The 16,110-nt window shown below is 63.6% G+C and carries 17 protein-coding genes and 1 riboswitch; of the genes, 6 read left to right on the top strand and 11 right to left on the bottom strand.

Translation table 11 applies throughout. The features are described from left to right. From EB231_RS19420 to EB231_RS19435, 4 genes are all read left to right on the top strand, one after another. Nucleotides 1-966 (top strand): type II secretion system F family protein, encoded by a 966-nt coding sequence (locus EB231_RS19420; RefSeq protein WP_172350284.1) that lies wholly within the window; start codon nt 1-3, stop codon nt 964-966. A gap of 75 nt (nt 967-1,041) precedes the next feature. Further along, the gene (locus EB231_RS19425) at nt 1,042-1,875 is read left to right on the top strand and encodes a hypothetical protein (RefSeq protein ID WP_172350285.1); all 834 of its coding nucleotides are present in this window, start codon (nt 1,042-1,044) and stop codon (nt 1,873-1,875) included. 160 nt (nt 1,876-2,035) lie between these two features. Further along, nucleotides 2,036-2,509, top strand: coding sequence for a hypothetical protein (locus tag EB231_RS19430; RefSeq protein ID WP_172350286.1), 474 nt, complete (start codon nt 2,036-2,038; stop codon nt 2,507-2,509). A 169-nt stretch (nt 2,510-2,678) separates the two neighbouring features. Beyond that, on the top strand, nt 2,679-3,854 hold the full coding sequence (locus EB231_RS19435) for a GGDEF domain-containing protein (protein ID WP_172350287.1): 1,176 nt from the start codon (nt 2,679-2,681) through the stop codon (nt 3,852-3,854). A 12-nt stretch (nt 3,855-3,866) separates the two neighbouring features. Here EB231_RS19435 and gcvP read toward each other — a convergent pair whose 3' ends face one another. From gcvP to gcvT, 3 genes are read right to left on the bottom strand one after another with little or no spacing between them, the layout of a single operon-like run. Next, a complete protein-coding gene (gene gcvP / locus EB231_RS19440) occupies nt 3,867-6,677 on the bottom strand; it encodes an aminomethyl-transferring glycine dehydrogenase (protein WP_172350288.1) in 2,811 nt (936 codons plus the stop codon). A 17-nt stretch (nt 6,678-6,694) separates the two neighbouring features. Then, nucleotides 6,695-7,063, bottom strand: a complete 369-nt coding sequence (gene gcvH / locus EB231_RS19445; RefSeq protein ID WP_172350289.1) for a glycine cleavage system protein GcvH — start codon at nt 7,061-7,063, stop codon at nt 6,695-6,697. A 5-nt stretch (nt 7,064-7,068) separates the two neighbouring features. Next, the gene (gene gcvT / locus EB231_RS19450) at nt 7,069-8,169 is read right to left on the bottom strand and encodes a glycine cleavage system aminomethyltransferase GcvT (protein WP_172350290.1); all 1,101 of its coding nucleotides are present in this window, start codon (nt 8,167-8,169) and stop codon (nt 7,069-7,071) included. A 149-nt stretch (nt 8,170-8,318) separates the two neighbouring features. Then, a riboswitch (glycine riboswitch) is annotated at nt 8,319-8,405 on the bottom strand. Nucleotides 8,406-8,881: 476 nt separating this feature from the next. Here gcvT and EB231_RS35190 point away from each other — a divergent pair. After that, complete coding sequence (locus tag EB231_RS35190; protein ID WP_246740684.1) at nt 8,882-9,091, top strand: hypothetical protein; 210 nt, start codon at nt 8,882-8,884, stop codon at nt 9,089-9,091. A 2-nt stretch (nt 9,092-9,093) separates the two neighbouring features. Here EB231_RS35190 and EB231_RS19460 read toward each other — a convergent pair whose 3' ends face one another. Then, the gene (locus tag EB231_RS19460; RefSeq protein WP_172350291.1) at nt 9,094-9,927 is read right to left on the bottom strand and encodes a transporter substrate-binding domain-containing protein; all 834 of its coding nucleotides are present in this window, start codon (nt 9,925-9,927) and stop codon (nt 9,094-9,096) included. Nucleotides 9,928-10,014: 87 nt separating this feature from the next. Between EB231_RS19460 and EB231_RS34965 the strand changes: the two genes are divergently transcribed. Beyond that, complete coding sequence (locus tag EB231_RS34965; protein WP_206681846.1) at nt 10,015-10,635, top strand: DUF3011 domain-containing protein; 621 nt, start codon at nt 10,015-10,017, stop codon at nt 10,633-10,635. 155 nt (nt 10,636-10,790) lie between these two features. Here the strand turns inward: EB231_RS34965 and EB231_RS19475 are convergent, their stop codons facing one another. The 7 genes from EB231_RS19475 to EB231_RS19505 all read right to left on the bottom strand — a co-directional run bounded on the left by EB231_RS19475 (nt 10,791) and on the right by EB231_RS19505 (nt 15,998). Further along, nucleotides 10,791-11,219 carry a GNAT family N-acetyltransferase gene (locus tag EB231_RS19475; RefSeq protein ID WP_172350292.1) on the bottom strand — a complete coding sequence of 143 codons (429 nt, stop codon included), beginning with the start codon at nt 11,217-11,219 and terminating at the stop codon, nt 10,791-10,793. Then, entirely contained in the window at nt 11,219-12,010 is a 792-nt protein-coding gene (locus EB231_RS19480; protein ID WP_172350293.1) for a molybdopterin-binding protein, read from the bottom strand. Before EB231_RS19480 ends, EB231_RS19475 begins: the two co-directional genes overlap by 1 nt. A gap of 1 nt (nt 12,011) precedes the next feature. Then, on the bottom strand, nt 12,012-12,896 hold the full coding sequence (locus EB231_RS19485; RefSeq protein WP_172350294.1) for a cytochrome b/b6 domain-containing protein: 885 nt from the start codon (nt 12,894-12,896) through the stop codon (nt 12,012-12,014). Between the two features lie 97 nt (nt 12,897-12,993). Continuing rightward, entirely contained in the window at nt 12,994-13,671 is a 678-nt protein-coding gene (locus tag EB231_RS19490; RefSeq protein WP_172350295.1) for a DUF1345 domain-containing protein, read from the bottom strand. Between the two features lie 30 nt (nt 13,672-13,701). Beyond that, nucleotides 13,702-14,169 carry a YaiI/YqxD family protein gene (locus tag EB231_RS19495; RefSeq protein WP_172350296.1) on the bottom strand — a complete coding sequence of 156 codons (468 nt, stop codon included), beginning with the start codon at nt 14,167-14,169 and terminating at the stop codon, nt 13,702-13,704. Between the two features lie 63 nt (nt 14,170-14,232). Beyond that, nucleotides 14,233-14,802: an S-(hydroxymethyl)glutathione synthase gene (gfa, locus tag EB231_RS19500; RefSeq protein WP_172350297.1), complete on the bottom strand. Its 570-nt coding sequence runs from the start codon at nt 14,800-14,802 to the stop codon at nt 14,233-14,235. Between the two features lie 68 nt (nt 14,803-14,870). Then, nucleotides 14,871-15,998 carry an S-(hydroxymethyl)glutathione dehydrogenase/class III alcohol dehydrogenase gene (locus EB231_RS19505; RefSeq protein ID WP_172350298.1) on the bottom strand — a complete coding sequence of 376 codons (1,128 nt, stop codon included), beginning with the start codon at nt 15,996-15,998 and terminating at the stop codon, nt 14,871-14,873. Between the last annotated feature and the right edge of the window lie 112 nt (nt 15,999-16,110).

Raw genomic sequence — 16,110 nt, forward strand, 5'->3', positions numbered from 1 at the left:
ATGCAGGGCTTCATCGAGTTCCTCGCCTCGCTTGCTCCGACTTCGTTGATGCCGGTGGCCGTCCTGTTGCTGGCCCTGGGCACAGGCGCGGTCGCCTGGCCGATGGTGGCGGCGAAGGGCGATCGCAACGAAGTGAAGCGCCGGCTCAAGGTCGACCATGGTCCCGCGGCCGCGAAACCCGAGCCGCTGCAGAAGAAGAATGCCGACGTCGTGCGCGAGAAGGCGGTGAGGCGGGCGCAGGAATTCTACGCCAAGAGCGATCCCGAAAATGTCGCCCGGTTGCGTATGAAGCTGATCCAGGCCGGCTATACGGAGCCGCGCGCCGTCGGCACGTTCTTCATCATACGCTTCTCGGTGCTGGTCGGCGCCGCGATCGGCGCGTTTGTCCTGAACCAATGGCTGGCCAATGCCGACGCGACGATGGCCAGCCGTTGGGCGTTCGTCATCCTGTCGGGCGTGGCCGGCTATTTCCTGCCTGGCCTGGTGCTGACCCAGAAGGTGCGGGAGAAGATGCGCGAATACCGCAACGGCTTTCCCGACTTCATGGACCTGATGATCGTCTGCTCGGATGCCGGCATGAGCATGGAGGCCGGCATCGAGCGCGTCTCGAAGGAACTGGCCAAGACCTATCCCGCGCTCAGCCAGAACCTGCAGCTGGTGTCGCTGGAACTGAGGGCCGGGCGCAGCCTCGACGATGCGCTGAAGGCACTCGCCGACCGCCTCAGCCTCGACGAGGTCCGTTCCTTCGCCACGCTGCTGCAGCAGTCGAAGGAGCTCGGCACCAGCCTGTCGGGCGCACTGCGCGTCTTCTCCGACGAAATGCGCCACAAGCGCATGTCGCTGGCCGAGGAAAAAGCGCACGCTCTGCCGGCCAAGATGTCGATACCGGTGACGGTGTGCATCCTGCCGGTGGTGCTGATGATCGCGGTCATCCCCATCATCGTCAAAATGACGGGTAGCCACTAGCCAATATTGATGCTCTGGATCCGGGGCCGACAACCATCATCCGGTCCGAACGCGGCCCTGCGACGTGAGAATCCCATGCGAATATTGTTGTGTGCCGTCTCCCTCGCTCTCGCCGCCGCCAGCCTGTGGCCGGCGCAGGCCGCGGCCGACGATTGCGGCGATGCCGCCGCGCTGTTGCGGCAGGCTTATCCCAAGGTCCAGAAAAGCGCCGACGGCCGTTCGTTCACGCTCGAGCCGCATACCAGCATCCCCCTCGCGGACCCGCAGGATGGTATGCCGGGCCTGGTCTGCAAGGTCTGGCCTGCCCATGACGATCTGCTTCTGGTCGCGGTGCCGCTGATCGACAGCGTCCAATCCTCCGACGGCCAGCATGTTGGCGATATCGAGCTTCTGGTCGTCGACAGGAGGACCCTGCAGGTACGCCAGCGCCTGCTCCAGCCCAGGCTGATGAACGACGATGCCATCGCCATCCGCGGCATCGAATTCGACACCGGCCGCTATGGGCTGGCGCCCGGTGTCACCGCCTTCGGCCTGCGCATCGACATGGCCAACCATTCGCAGCCCAATCCCTTTGGCGAAACCGACCTGCGGCTCTATGCCATCGCCAACAATGCGCTGCGCTTGGTGCTCGACGGGCTCGTCGTGGCCGGCAATGGCGGCGAAGGCGACACCAATTGCGCGGGATCCTTTCATTCGAGCCAGGTCAGCCTGGCGATGAGCCCGAAGATCCATCGCGGCTACCACGACATCATCGCGGTCGAGCGGCAGGATACCGACGAGCCGTTCCCCGACAAGGATGGCGAGTGCCAGTCGCATCCCGGCAAGTCGGTGAGCCGGACGCACCGGCTGCGCTATGACGGCAGCCGCTATCCGGTTCCGGCGGCGCTCAAGGCAATGGACCCGCCATAACAACGCGGTTCGCACCCGTTCGAGGCGTTGCGGCCCCGTGGTTAATGGCCGGTATTGCGGAAACCAAATCTTAGGGGCATTTCGGCACCGAAGCTTAATCGCTGTGCTGTAGTGTCTTTCCCTGAAGAACGACCCGACAAATCGGGCGACGGGGCAGGGCATGCGTCAGACGAAATTTGCGGCGGTGGCCACGATGGCGGCCGCCTTGATGATCACCGGGTGCACGACGAACAACAACGTCGACACGACCAAGACCACCGCGATCCAGCCGGCTGCCAGGGATGTCGATACGTCCGATCTGGCGCAAGGCAAGGCGCAGTTTCGCGATGCGAATTACGGCCTCGCCGAACAGCATTTCAGCAAGGCCGTCGAGCTGAAGGCCGACAACGCGGAGGCCTGGATGGGGCTCGCCGCCTCCTATGACGAACTCGGTCGCTTCGACTTTGCCGACCGCGCCTACGGACAGCTCCTGAAGGTCGCCGGCCGCAAGCCGCAGATCGTCAACAATATGGGCTATTCGCAACTGCTGCGCGGCAACAAGAAGAAGGCCAGGGCGCTGCTGCTGGAGGCAAAGGCCGGCATGGCCGACCCCACGGTCGTCAACGCCAATCTCGCTCTGCTCAACAAGGGCTGATGGCCGTCCTCGCGCCGGCCAAGGGTACGGTTTCGGGACAGGTGGTATCGACGCTTTGTAAACCCTAACCGTAGCTTCGGTCGAAAGATCGGCTGAAAACCATGATCGAGGGCTGCAGCTGACCTAGAATGCGGCGTAACCGCCGACGCTCGAGAGGCCCCCGCCCGATATGCTGGATTTCAGTTCGCTCCTGCTCGCGGCCGCGCTGTCGGGCACCTGTCTGGCCGTCACCATGTTTGCAATCTGGTTCACCGCGCCGCGGGCTCGTTTCGTGCCGACGGTGGCGTGCGGCATTCTCGTGCTCGTCGCGCATGTGATCCTGTTCTGGCGATACACCAAGGAGCCGGATCCGCTGCTTTGCCAGATCGCGCTGGCGCTGCTCAGCCTGGGCTTCCTGATCCTCTGCATTTCGGCCATGCAGTATCTTGGCGTGGCGAACCACAGGCGTGCGGTCGTGCCGACACTTGGCGCCATGGCAATCTGCGCGGCCTTGACCTTCCTCGGCCTTGACGGTGTCGGCTTCATCGTCACTTACGCGACGGTGACCGTGCTGCTGTCGACGATCGGGGCGATGTTCTGGGTCAATGGCAGTCATGATCGCCGCATCCTGCTGGTGGTCTCGTTCCTGAGCGGCACCTGTGCGGTGTCGTTTGCCCTTTGCGGCATGGTTCTGCTGGCCAAGGCGCAATGGACGCTCGGGGTTGCGCCGGACAATTGGGCCGAACGTCTGAATTCCGTCGTGGCGGTGGCCTGCATGACCGGCCTCGGCGCCTTGACGCTCTCGCTGCACCATCTGCAGGCACAGATCGAGCTGAAGGCCGAGACGATGACCGATCCATTGACTGGGCTGATGAACCGTCGTGGATTGACGTCGCTCCACGGCGAGCGGTCCTTCGGTCCCTTCGTAGCGATCGTCATGTTCGACCTCGATCACTTCAAGAGGACGAACGACATATACGGTCACCCCATAGGGGATCAGGTCCTGTGCCGCTTCGCTGCCGTCATTCGGAGATATGCCAGGAACGGCGTCGACGCCTTTCGCCTGGGCGGCGAGGAGTTTGCCGTCGTCATGTCGCGGATGACGGAAGAGCGGGCCTATGATCTCGCCAGCAAGATTGGCGTGGCCTTCGGCACCGAAATCGTCGCCACCCCGCTCGGTCCGTTGCGCAGCACGGTCAGCGGTGGCATCGGCTTTGGCGGCGCCGACGGCAGCAGCCTCGACGAAGTGCTGGCCGAGGCGGACGCCGCGCTCTACGCGGCCAAGCGCGCCGGCCGAAATTGCGTCATCAGCCGCAAGAGGATGGACAAGGCCGAACCGATCGAGCCGGCCTTGCGCTCAGCTTAGGCCGAGAGACTGCTATTCGGCTGCTCCCAGGTAATCCGACAGCGGCGGGCAGGAGCAGACCAGGTTGCGGTCGCCGGCGACATTGTCGATGCGCGATACTGGCGGCCAGTACTTTGCCGCTGTGTCGGCGTCGCCGGCGGGGTAGGCCGCTTCCATCCGCGAATAAGGATGGTTCCACTGGCCGGCCAGTGCCTCTGCCGCGGTGTGCGGGGCGTTGACCAGCGGGTTGTCGGTCAGCGGCCATTCGCCTTTCGCCACCTTGGCTGCCTCGCCGGCGATGGCGATCATCGCCTCGCAGAAGCGGTCGAGCTCGCGCTTGGGCTCGGACTCCGTCGGTTCGACCATCAGCGTGCCGGCAACCGGAAACGACATGGTCGGTGCGTGGAAGCCGTAGTCGATCAGGCGTTTGGCGATGTCATCGACGCTGATGCCGGCGCTCTCCTTGAGCACACGCGTGTCGAGGATGCATTCATGCGCGATACGATCGTGCCGGCCCTTGTAGAGCAGGGGGAAGTGCGGCGCGAGTCGTGTCGCCACGTAGTTGGCCGAGATGATGGCGGTCTCCGTTGCCTGCTTCAGGCCGGCGGCGCCCATCATGCGGATATACATCCAGGTGATCGGCAGGATGGAAGCGCTGCCGAAGGGTGCCGCCGACACGGCATGCGCCGAGCCTTCGGTGACATGGCCCGGCAGATAGGGCTTCAGATGCGCCTTGACGCCGATCGGCCCGATGCCGGGGCCACCGCCGCCATGCGGGATGCAGAAGGTCTTGTGCAGGTTCATATGGCAGACATCGGCGCCGATATCGGCCGGGCGGGCAAGGGCGACCAGCGCGTTGAGGTTGGCGCCGTCGAAATAGACCTGGCCGCCGTGCTCGTGAATGAGGGCGCTGAGGTGGCGGGCGCCTTCTTCGTAGACGCCGTGCGTCGAGGGGTAGGTGAACATCAGCGCCGCGAGATTCCTGGAATGCTCGTTAGCCTTGGCCCGCATATCGTCCATGTCGATATTGCCGTCCTCCAGGCAACGCACGACAACGACGCTCATGCCGGCCATCGCCGCACTTGCCGGGTTGGTGCCATGCGCGGAAGAGGGGATCAGGCAGATGGTGCGATGGCCTTCACCGCGCGAGCGATGATAGGCGCGGATGGCGAGCAGGCCGGCATATTCGCCCTGACTGCCGGCATTGGGCTGCAGGCTGACCGCATCGAAGCCGGTGATCTCGGACAGCCAGCCTTCCAGCTCGCCGATCATGGCGCGATAGCCGGCCGAATGGCTGGCCGGCGCGAAGGGATGCAGGTTAGCGATGCTTGGCCAGCTCACCGGCATCATTTCGGCCGCCGCGTTGAGCTTCATGGTGCAGGATCCCAGCGGGATCATGGAGCGGTCGAGCGCCAGGTCCTTGTCGGCCAGCCGACGCAGCAAGCGCATCATGTCGGTTTCCGACTTGTTCTCGTGAAAGACCGGCTGGGTGAGAAACTCTTTTCCACGCGGCTTACCGGGCACAGTGCTGCCGGCCGAAGGCCCGGGCTTGGCACCGAAAATGGCCGCGATCGCCTCGAGATCGGCATCGGTCGAGGTCTCGTCGAAGCTGATGCCGACATGGTCGGCGTCGATGACCCGCAGTAGCCGGCCGGCTTTTTCGGCGGCTTCGGCGATCTCTGCGGCCTTGCCCTTTACCTCCACCGTCACCGTGTCGAAACGGCTGGCGCCGAGCACGGGCACGCCTGCCGACTTGAGACCGCCTGCCAGACGGTTGGCCAGCGCGTGGATGCGTCCGGCAATCGCCTGCAGGCCGACGGGACCGTGCCAGATGGCATAGGCCGTCGCCATGTTGGCGAGGAGCGCCTGCGCGGTGCAGATGTTGGAGGTCGCCTTGTCGCGACGGATATGCTGCTCGCGCGTCTGCAGGGCGAGGCGGTAGCCGGGCCGGCCCTTGCTGTCGGTCGACTGGCCGACAAGGCGGCCGGGCATCAGCCGCGTCAGCCTGTCGGAGACGGCGCAATAGGCGGCGTGCGGGCCGCCAAAGCCCATCGGCACGCCAAAGCGCTGCATCGGCCCGACCGCAATGTCGGCGCCGAGTTTTGCCGGCGCATCGGTCAGCGTCAGGCCGAGCGGATCGGCGATGAAGACGACAATGGCACCGGTGGCGCGGGCCTTGTCGATCGCGGCCTTGTGGTCGCCATAGACGCCAAAGGTGTCGGGCCAGGAGACGAGCAAGGCGGCCGTGTTGTCGTCGATCGTCTCGCCGTCGATCTCGATGCCGAGCGGTTCGGCGCGGGTGCGTACCACATCCAGCGTCTGCGGATGCGGCGTGCCGGCAAGTGCCACCTTGGTGCGTTTGTCGCGGTGGTGGCGCAACGCTATGCCGACCGCCTCGGCGACGGCGGTTGCCTCATCGAGCAGCGAGGCCGACGCCACCGGCAGGCCGGTCAGTTCGGTGACCAGCGTCTGGAAGTTGAACAGCATTTCCAGACGGCCCTGGCTGATCTCGGCCTGATAGGGGGTATAGGCCGTATACCAGGCCGGATTCTCGAACAAATTGCGCTGGATGACCGGCGGCACGTGGACGCCGTGATAGCCGGCGCCGATGAAGCTCTTCAGCACGGTATTCCCTGCCATTGTCGCCGACAATTCGGCCAGTGCTTCGGCTTCGCTCGCCGGCGCCGGCAAGGCCAGCGGCAGGTCGAGGCGAATCGATTGCGGCACGGCCTGGCTGATCAGTGTCTCGACCGAGGGGACGCCGATAACCGCAAGCATGGCTCTGACGTCGCTGACATCGGGACCGATATGGCGGGCCGAGAAGGGGGTAAGTGCTGCGCTCATCGTTTTAAGTCCTGTTATCAGCCGATATGGGCTTTGTAGGCGGCCTCATCCATGAGGCCGGCGAGCTGGCTTTCGTCGGCAAGTTTCATCTTCCACAGCCAGCCGGCGCCGGTTGCCGCCGAGTTGACCAGCGAGGGGTCGGAAGACAGCGTGCCGTTGGCCTCGGTGATCTCGCCGTCGACCGGCGCGTAAACGTCAGAGGCCGCCTTGACGGATTCGACCACGACGGCGGTATCGCCCTTGGTCAGCTTCTTTCCCGTTTCCGGCAGTTCGACGAAGACGAGGTCGCCGAGCTGTTCCTGTGCGTAGTCGGTGATGCCGACCGTGGCGATGCCGCCTTCGACGCGGAGCCATTCGTGATCGGATGTGAAATAGGTCTTTGTCATGCGGTCTATCCTTTGCGGTAGCGATGAGAGGTGAAGGGCAAAGAGCTGATATCGACAGGGATTTTCGTGCCGCGCACGTCGGCGAAGACCCGCGTGCCGGGCTTTGCCAGCGATGCGGCGACATAGCCCATGGCGACCGGGTGGCCAGCCGAGGGGCCAAAGCCGCCCGATGTGACGTGGCCGGCGGGATTGCCGTCGGCGTCGAACAGGGCAGCACCGGCGCGCACCGGCTGGCGGCCTTCCGGCTTCAGGCCGACACGCTTTTGCGCCGGGCCACGTTCCACGGAGGCGCGTAGGGCGTCCGCACCGATGAAGGTGCCGGACGCGCGGATGTCCTTGGGGATCGCCCACATAAGCGCGGCGGCGGCCGGGTCGGTCTCCGGCGTGATGTCCTGGCCATGCAGGCAAAGCCCCGCTTCCAGCCGCAGGCTGTCGCGCGCGGCAAGGCCGATCCACAGCACGCGTTCATCCTCGAGCAGCTTCGCTACAAGGACGCGCGCATCGGCCTCGGGCAGGCCGATCTCGAAACCGTCCTCGCCGGTATAGCCGGACCGGCTCATGAACCAGTTCTTTCGCGGCTCGACACCGTGCATGAACAGCAGCGAACCAGTCTCGATGCCGGCGCGGGACAGCGCGGCCCAGGCTTCGGGTCCCTGTATGGCCAGGAAGACGCGGTCGAGCGGGTCGACCTTCACGTCAAAATTCGCGGCCAGCTCGCGCAGATGCTTTTCGTCGGCGACGGCGTTGCCGGCATTGGCGACGACCATGAAGCGGTCGGCGCCGAGGCGGGTGACGATCAGGTCGTCGAGGATGCCGCCCGCCTCATTGAGGAAGAAGGTCAGTTTGGATTGCGAGATTTCGAGCGCGCCGGCATCCAGCGGGCAGGCTCGGTTGAGCAGCGCAACCGCTTGCGGTCCGCTGACCTCGAACAGCTTCATGTGCGAGATGTCGAAGAGGCCCGCATGCTCGCGGGTATGCAGATGTTCCTTCATGACGCCGGCCGGGTAGGTCAGCGGCATCGACCAGCCGGCGAAGGCGCCGAAGCGCGCACCGGCGGCTGTGTGTATATCTTCGAGGGGAAGGTGTCTTGAGTCGTCGCCCGTCATGTCGTCTCCAGAGTCGCACGCAATCGGCCGCGAATGGCGACCAGTCCGTGCCCCTCTGTCTGAAGCCTGAGAGACTCGCGCAGCCGGAACTCTGTCAGCGGCGCTTACACCTTCGGCGCGGGGGCAAGCCCCGACTTTCCAGAGTGTCTTTCCCGTCTACGGTTCTTTTGCCTGAGAGATTTCGGGCGATTTCCCCTTCGGCGGCAGCTCTTGCTGCTCTCTCCCGCAAACAGGTAGGACTCAAACCTCGAGTCCTCGACGCGCCATCCATAGCCCGCCGGCGACACCTTGTCACCTCCCTGCGACATCTAAAGCGCGACGCGCCTTAGATCTTTGTTTTGATGCATGTCGTTCTCCCGAAGCCGCTGCACACCTTTGGGCGACATGCATTGGCCGACAAGTCTTCGCTAACCACGCCGTTTGCCGGTTTTCCAAGACACTCCTGACAGAGAAGGTCGATATGACGCTTTGGGGCGGACGGGACGACAATGGGCGAATTGATCATAAGCGCGCCGGTGGCGGGGCTGACCTCGAAGAACCGCATCGCCTCGGAGGACGTGGTGATGCTGCGCCGCGATGTGTTCGCCGATGGCGTGGTGACGCGAGGCTTTGTTCGCGCTCGACCGGACGGCGCGGGACAAATGCGCGGACTGGGCACCGTTCTTCGTCGAGGCGGTGACCGATTACAGCCAAGAACAGGGCAGCCGAGGCTTTGGCCCGCCGCGCCGAAGCGATCGATGTCAGCGAAGCCAAATGGTTGGCCGAGCACATCGGGGCTAACCGTCCCCTCTACGAGAACGAGCGCGTCGGCGGAGGCCGGCGTCCGCTGCGCGATAATGAACGCACGCTGCTCGCGCTGATCAAGCGCGCCTCGCCGGAAATCCACCCGGCGCTGAAGCCGCTGCTTGAGAAAGTGGCCTAAGCCTACTGCTTCGGCTTGGCCTGTTCCGCCTTGGTGCCGGTATCGAAGCGCGACATCCATTTGAAGCCGCCGAACCAGTAGCGGCGCACGCCGGCGATGGTGCCGTCGGCGGTGCGCGCGCCGATCCAGTTGTTGACGTACTGGGTCAGGCGGACATCGTCCGGGCGCAGGGCAAAGGCTTCCGGCGTGCGCAGCAGCGGGCCGCCGACCAGCCTGAATTTCGCGTCGTAGAGCCTCGCCGCCATCTGCGGTGTCGGCGAGGTGGCGACCATCGCCTGCGCGTCGCCGCCGATGATCGCGGCAAAGACATCGGCAGTGTTGTCGAAGGATAGGATGTTCGCCTTCGGAAAAGCTTCCTTGGCAGCTGCCTCGTCCGTGGAATTGGACAGCACGGCGATCTTATATCCCGGCGCCGCCAGCACCTTTCCCGGCCTTTTGCCGAGGCTGGCGATCGAGGCCACCATGCGGACGTCGGCGGTGCCGGTCGGGTTGGAGAACACAACCTCGCGGGCGCGCTCCGGCGTGCTGGCATAACCTGCGGCGATCAGATCGAAATCGCCCTTGAGCAGACGCGCCTTCAGGTCGTTCCACGGCACTTCGACCAGCTTCAGGTCGACGCCGAGATCGGACGCCAGGGCGCTGGTCAGGTCGACATCGTAGCCAGCGAATTTGCCATCAGCCTGCTTGAGGATCCATGGCGGGTTGAGCGCCACGCCGACCGTCAGCATCTTCTGGTCGATGACGCGCTTCAGGCTGTCGTCCGCGCGGGCCGGCAATAACGCCAACCAGGCAGAAAGAATAAGTATGATCGCCGCGACCATATTATTAGCGCGCATGAATGTATCCTCATTGCAGCTTGTCTGGTTGTAAGACTTACACAGAGGTGCCATTCTGTCGATAGCGAACACAATTGGAGACTTGCAATGTCGGTGCGGATGGCGGTTACCGGTTCGATGATGTTCCTGGCCTGCCTCCTGGGCAATCCGGCGAAACTGTCACTGCTGCCCGATGCCGCGCGGGCCGCGGCGCCGATGCGCCTGGTCTGCTCAAGTTCCAACTACCGCTACTCTTATTGCGGGATCGACACGCGTGGCGGCGTGCAATTGACCAACCGGCTGTCGAAGTCGCGCTGCCAGTTCGGCACAAGCTGGGGCTATGATGGCGGCGGCATCTGGGTGGACAAAGGTTGCTCGGCGCAATTCCTGATCTCCGGCTCCGGCTCCGGCTCCGGCTCCGGCCGCAAGCCGTCTCCCGGCGATGCGGCGGCAGCGATCATTGTCGGCGGCATTGTTGGCGCCATCCTCGATAACAACGACAGGCACAGTCACCATTCGGACAATTATTATCCGAGGCCGAAGCCGCGCCGCGGCGATCAATGGATCGACCCGACGCCGCAATTCGACAGGGACGGCAATCCCAATTTCGATACCCACGGCAACTATCAGGGGTGCCACGGCATCGGCTGCAGGGTGGACAATCCGGACGAGATGCAGGGCGGGCCACCTGAGCCGGGTCAAACCACTTTCGATAGTTCGGACGAATGATCGCGCCGCCAAAAGCTTGCCGCTCTGAAATGGATTCAGGCGACGCGCTTTTTAGTTTTTGTTTTGAGGCATGTCGTTGTCCCAGAATCGCCGCGCACTTCTGGGCGACATGCATTAGGTCCGCATGCTGAATGCCAGACCCGTCAGGCTGCTGCCTATCGGGGAACCACCGCCTTGCAAAGGATGATGTTGGAATGGCCTTCGGGCCATCCAGCGAATTCGGCCATACGCTCGAAGCCAGCTTTTTGGTACAGGCCGGGTGCCTGGAAATCGTGGGTCGAAACCCATATCCGCAGCGAGCCGCGCGCGGCTGCCTCCGCGACAAAGGCATCGAGCAACTTCCTCCCGTGGCCAAGGCCTCGATAGGACTCGTCGACCCACATCAGCTTGAGCTCGGCGATGCCGGCCCAGGAATAGCCGGCGGCGATCCCGACGGCGTGTCCTTTGTCATCCCGCAGAGCAAAGGCGAGGGCACGGTCGTCGTTACGACCGGTCAGCCTCCGGTTGTCGTCGTCGAGACGCTCCTCGATGACATGAAGCTCGGCTGCCGCAAGATCATGCTCGGCCTGCAGGCGAGGGTCCATCAAATCCCGCCGTACCAGTCGTAGCCATTGTCTTCCCAATAGCCGCCGCGGCCGCCGCCGACATTGGCGAAGCTGTCGACCAGTTCGATCTTGTAGAGATATTTCGGCATCTTGTAGCCGAGCTGGCGCTCGACGCGCACGCGCAGCGGCGCGCCGTTCTCGACCGGGAGCGGTTTGCCGTTCAGGCCATAGGCCAGGATCGTCTGCGGGTGGCGGGCGTCGATCAGGTCGATCGTGCCATAGTATTTGACGTCCCCGGACAGGCTGCGGTCGATCGTATCGAGGCAGTGGAACATGACGTAGCGCGCCTGCGGCTTGACCACTGCCTGGTCGAGCACCAGCGACAGCGGCGTACCGGTCCATTTGGCGATGCAGCTCCAGCCTTCGACGCAGTCATGACGGGTGATCTGGGTGCGGCTCGGCATGTTCTGAAGCTGCTCGCGGCTAAGCGACAGCGGCTTTTCAACCAGTCCCGAGACTTCCAGCCGCCAGTCGGCGAAATTGTTCGCGAGCAGGCCCTTGTAGGTGTCATCGTCAGGGGCCGTGACTCCGTTCGGCCGCTGCGGCTGGCGGATGTCGGCTTCGGTGAATTCCGGCGCCAGTGCGTCACGCCCGGCGAGCAGGCGCTGCGCGCGATATGTCAGGCCATTGGCGTTTTCGAGGAAGCTGCGCAGGCCGCTGCCGATGCTCAGCTGGCTGTCGAAAGCGTCGCATCCCGACAGCATGATACCGGAGGTACCGAGGCTGGCGGCGGTCAGGAATTTTCTGCGGCTGATCTGGAACTTAGCCATCTCAGGCACTCCTTTCGGTCGTCGTCTTGTCGTCATGCGAGGGAGGGTCCGTGCGGTACCAGCCGGTGATGATCGAACGCAGTTCGTTGATCGGGCCGGCGGCAAGGATCATCAGGATGTGAATGATGAAGAAGCCGACGAGCAGCAGCATGACCGTGAAATGGATGGTGCGCGCCGTCTGCCTGCCACCGAGCACCTCGTTGAGGAACGGCAGCACCGAATTCATGCTGGGCGACATGGCAAGGCCAGTGATGATCATCAACGGCAACAGCACGAACAGCACCCCGCCATAAGCCATCTTCTGCAGCGTGTTGTATTCGCGTGTGTGGTGGAATTTCAGCCTGGCGTGGTCGACGATGTCCCGTGGCAGCCGCTTGAGGTCGTCGAGGCGCGGGGCAAGATCGCGCCTGATATGACCGTTGATCAGGCTGGCGACCAGCCAGACGATCAAGGTCGTCGTCAGGATCCAGGCGAAGAAGAAATGCACGACGCGGGCGGTACCGAGATCATAGTAGGAGGGAATGGTTGCCCAGGACGGGAAGCCGCGCGCCGTCTCGTTACCTGGCGGACCCGACCAGCCGAGAACGCCCGTCGTGTCGAAGCGGTGCCCGAAGATTTCGGTGTAACCGCGCGGACCGGCATCGGTGTTCGCTGCGCCGATTTCGAAAATGGTGTTGTTGTATTCGAAGCCGGATTGCTTGCCGATGTAGAGCTGCGGCCGGGCGTTGAAGATCTGCAGGCCGGAAAGCAGCATGAAGAACAGCGAGATGGCCCAGATCCAATGCGTCAGCCGCGTCCAGCGCGACTGCCGGTAGATCAGTGTGCTGCCACTCGACACGGGAGCATCCGGTCCGGTGGCGGATTGGCTTCTGGCAACGGATTCCATCTTGTCTCGTCTCCCGGCCTCGCGGCGTGGCCTGCGCGTTCATTGTCCTCCTGATACGTCGCGATCCAAACCGATGTTTCATCCGATCACGGATTTATTACGGACCACCAAGGCTGACGGCGAGATTGACGGCCGCGGCGACGATGACCGTGTTGAAGAAGAACGACAGGATCGAGTGGACGAGCACGACACAGCGCATATGCGTTGTTGAAATATTCGTGTCGGCGGTCTGCGCCGTCATGCCGATGACCGCCGAGAAGTAGAGGAAATCCCAGCCCTCCGGTCGCTTGTCGCCTGGGAACAGCAATCCGCCGACCGGGATTTTTGTCTTGGTCTTGGTGTCGACCTCGTCGCCGTCCATCCAGTAGACATGCGCATAATGAAGTGCCGCCATGGCATGGATAGTGAACCAGCCGAGCGGGATCGACAGCAGCGCGAAGATGAGTTCGACGGGGTGGCCTCTGTCCTTCTGATTGATCAGCAGGAACAACGAGACAACGGCGACACCGACAACGACTAGCGTGATGGCGAAGATGACCAGCACCGGCTGGTCGGTGGCGCGCGCATTCTTGCTTAGATACTTGCCGGTGAACTTGGGCATCTGGCTGACGACAAGAATGACATAAGCGGCGAAAAAGGCGTTGGCGCCGATCGAATAGGCAAGCGGGGCGTGCAGCAGCAACGCCACAAGCAGCGCAAGCGCCCCGAAACACGCGGACATGGCGAACAGCATGTGGCGCTGCATTGGTCTTTGCACGGGAATTTCGGCAGCCATGGTGGTTCCGACCCTGGATGGCGCTCTGTTCTAGCTCGGTGTGGCCGATTTCAGGGCGCGCCGCAAGATACGGTCGAGTTCGCCGAGGAACCGCGAGCGGTCTTGCGGCGCGAAGGAGGCATTGTAGCCCTTGCTTTCGCCGGTCTCGCGCAAATGCTGCTTGAGGTCGCGCATGGCCACGGCCATGCCGATGGTTTCTGGCGTGAATGGGCGTCCGGTGGGGCCAAGCACGTGGGCGCCGAGCGCCACGGCGCGGGCCGCGAGCGGAATATCGGCAGTCACCACGACATCGTTGGATTTGGCGTTCTCGACGATCCAGTCGTCGGCGGCGTCAGCTCCCTTGGAGACCACGACGTTGCGGATCATCGGATCGCGCGATGGCCGCAGGCCGCCATTGGAGACGTAGGTGACGAAGACGCCAAGGCGCTCGGCGACTTTCTCGACCTCGGCCTTGACCGGACAGGCGTCGGCGTCGACGTAGATGGCGGGCGCGGGCATTGTTTCTCCGAAACGGACAGGGGCCGGTAACATGTCCGGCCCCTGCCTGAAATCCTACAGCGTTCAGGCCGGCAGCGCGCCGGACTTCTTCGCCGTCCAGGTGGCGATGTAGTCCATCAAGCCAGGGTTGAGGCAGTCATAGGGTTCGAGCCCGATTGTCCTGAGCCGCGCACGAATACCGTCCATCCGCTTCGGGTCGACACCGGATTCGATGATCGAGGACACGAAGGCGGCAAAGCCCGGCGGCGACCAGCCGTCCTCGGCGAAGCGTTCGGGGTGGATGAAGGACAGCCCCTTGAACGCATGGTCGCGCTCGACCGGTCCGTGCATGTGGACGCCGCAGCCGGTGCAGGCGTGGCGCTGGATCAACGCGCTGGGGTCGACCACCTTGAGCTTGTCGCCGTTCTCGGTGACGGTGACGTCGCCGGTACCGGCGACGGCAACCACCGAGAATACAGCACCTTCCGGCTTCCAGCATTTGGTGCAGCCGCAGGCGTGATTGTGGGCGATCTGCCCCTTGACCTTCACCTTGACCGGCTTGCTGGTGCAGGCGCAGACCAGCGTGCCGCCTGCAAAGCTTGCGCTTTCCTTGGGCAGGCCATTGTCGATTTTCGGGTGCAGTTTTTCCGCCATTCCATTCTCCTCCCAGTTGTGAACCACAGAGGTCGCTGGCCGGTGGGTCGGCGGCGTGTGGCTTTGCTTCAATAAACGACGACGCTTCGGATCGACTTGCCCTCATGCATGAGGTCGAACCCCTTGTTGATATCCTCCAGCTTCAACGTGTGGGTGATCATCGGATCGATCTGGATCTTGCCGTCCATGTACCAGTCGACGATCTTTGGCACGTCGGTGCGGCCGCGCGCGCCGCCGAAGGCGGTGCCCATCCAGGTGCGGCCGGTGACGAGCTGGAACGGTCGGGTCGAAATCTCCTGGCCGGCGCCGGCGACGCCGATGATGACCGACTTGCCCCAGCCGCGATGCGAGGCTTCCAGCGCCTGGCGCATCACCTTGGTGTTGCCGGTGCAGTCGAACGTGTAGTCGGCGCCGCCGATCTGGTCGGCACCGCGCTTCGTCATGTTGACGAGGTAAGGGACGATATCGCCGTCGATCTCCTTCGGATTGACGAAATGCGTCATGCCGAACCGCTCGCCCCAGGCTTTCTTGTCGTTGTTCAAATCGACGCCGATGATCATGTCGGCGCCGGCCAGCTTCAGGCCCTGGATGACGTTCAAGCCGATGCCGCCGAGGCCGAAGACCACGGCGGTCGCGCCGATCTCGACCTTGGCGGTGTTGATCACCGCACCAATGCCTGTCGTCACGCCGCAGCCGATGTAGCAGATCTTGTCGAAGGGAGCGTCCGGGTTGACCTTGGCCACCGCGATCTCGGGCAGCACGGTGAAGTTCGAGAAGGTCGAGCAGCCCATGTAATGGAAGATCTTGTCCTTGCCGATCGAGAAGCGCGACGAGCCGTCGGGCATCAGGCCTTGCCCCTGCGTGGCGCGGATCGCCGTGCACAGATTGGTCTTGCGCGACAGGCAGGACGGGCACTGCCGGCATTCCGGCGTATAGAGCGGGATGACATGGTCGCCCTTCCTGACCGAGGTTACGCCCTTGCCGACGTCGACCACGACACCGGCGCCCTCATGGCCGAGGATGGCCGGAAACAGCCCTTCCGGATCGGCGCCCGACAAGGTGAACTCGTCGGTGTGGCAGATACCGGTCGCCTTGATCTCGACCAGCACCTCGCCATCGCGCGGACCGTCGAGGTCGACCTCCATGATCTCCAGCGGCTTTCCGGCGGCGACAGCGACAGCGGCGCGGGTCTTCATCAGGCGTCCTCCAATGCGAATTTTTTTCCAAGGTTTCAGGTTTTATCGACACGATCAACTGGAAGCTGGCGCCGAGACTGGGCCACAGCGAAGAATTGGAATCGCAAATCGA

Source organism: Mesorhizobium sp. NZP2298, from assembly GCF_013170825.1.
In the GTDB taxonomy this organism is placed as follows: domain Bacteria; phylum Pseudomonadota; class Alphaproteobacteria; order Rhizobiales; family Rhizobiaceae; genus Mesorhizobium.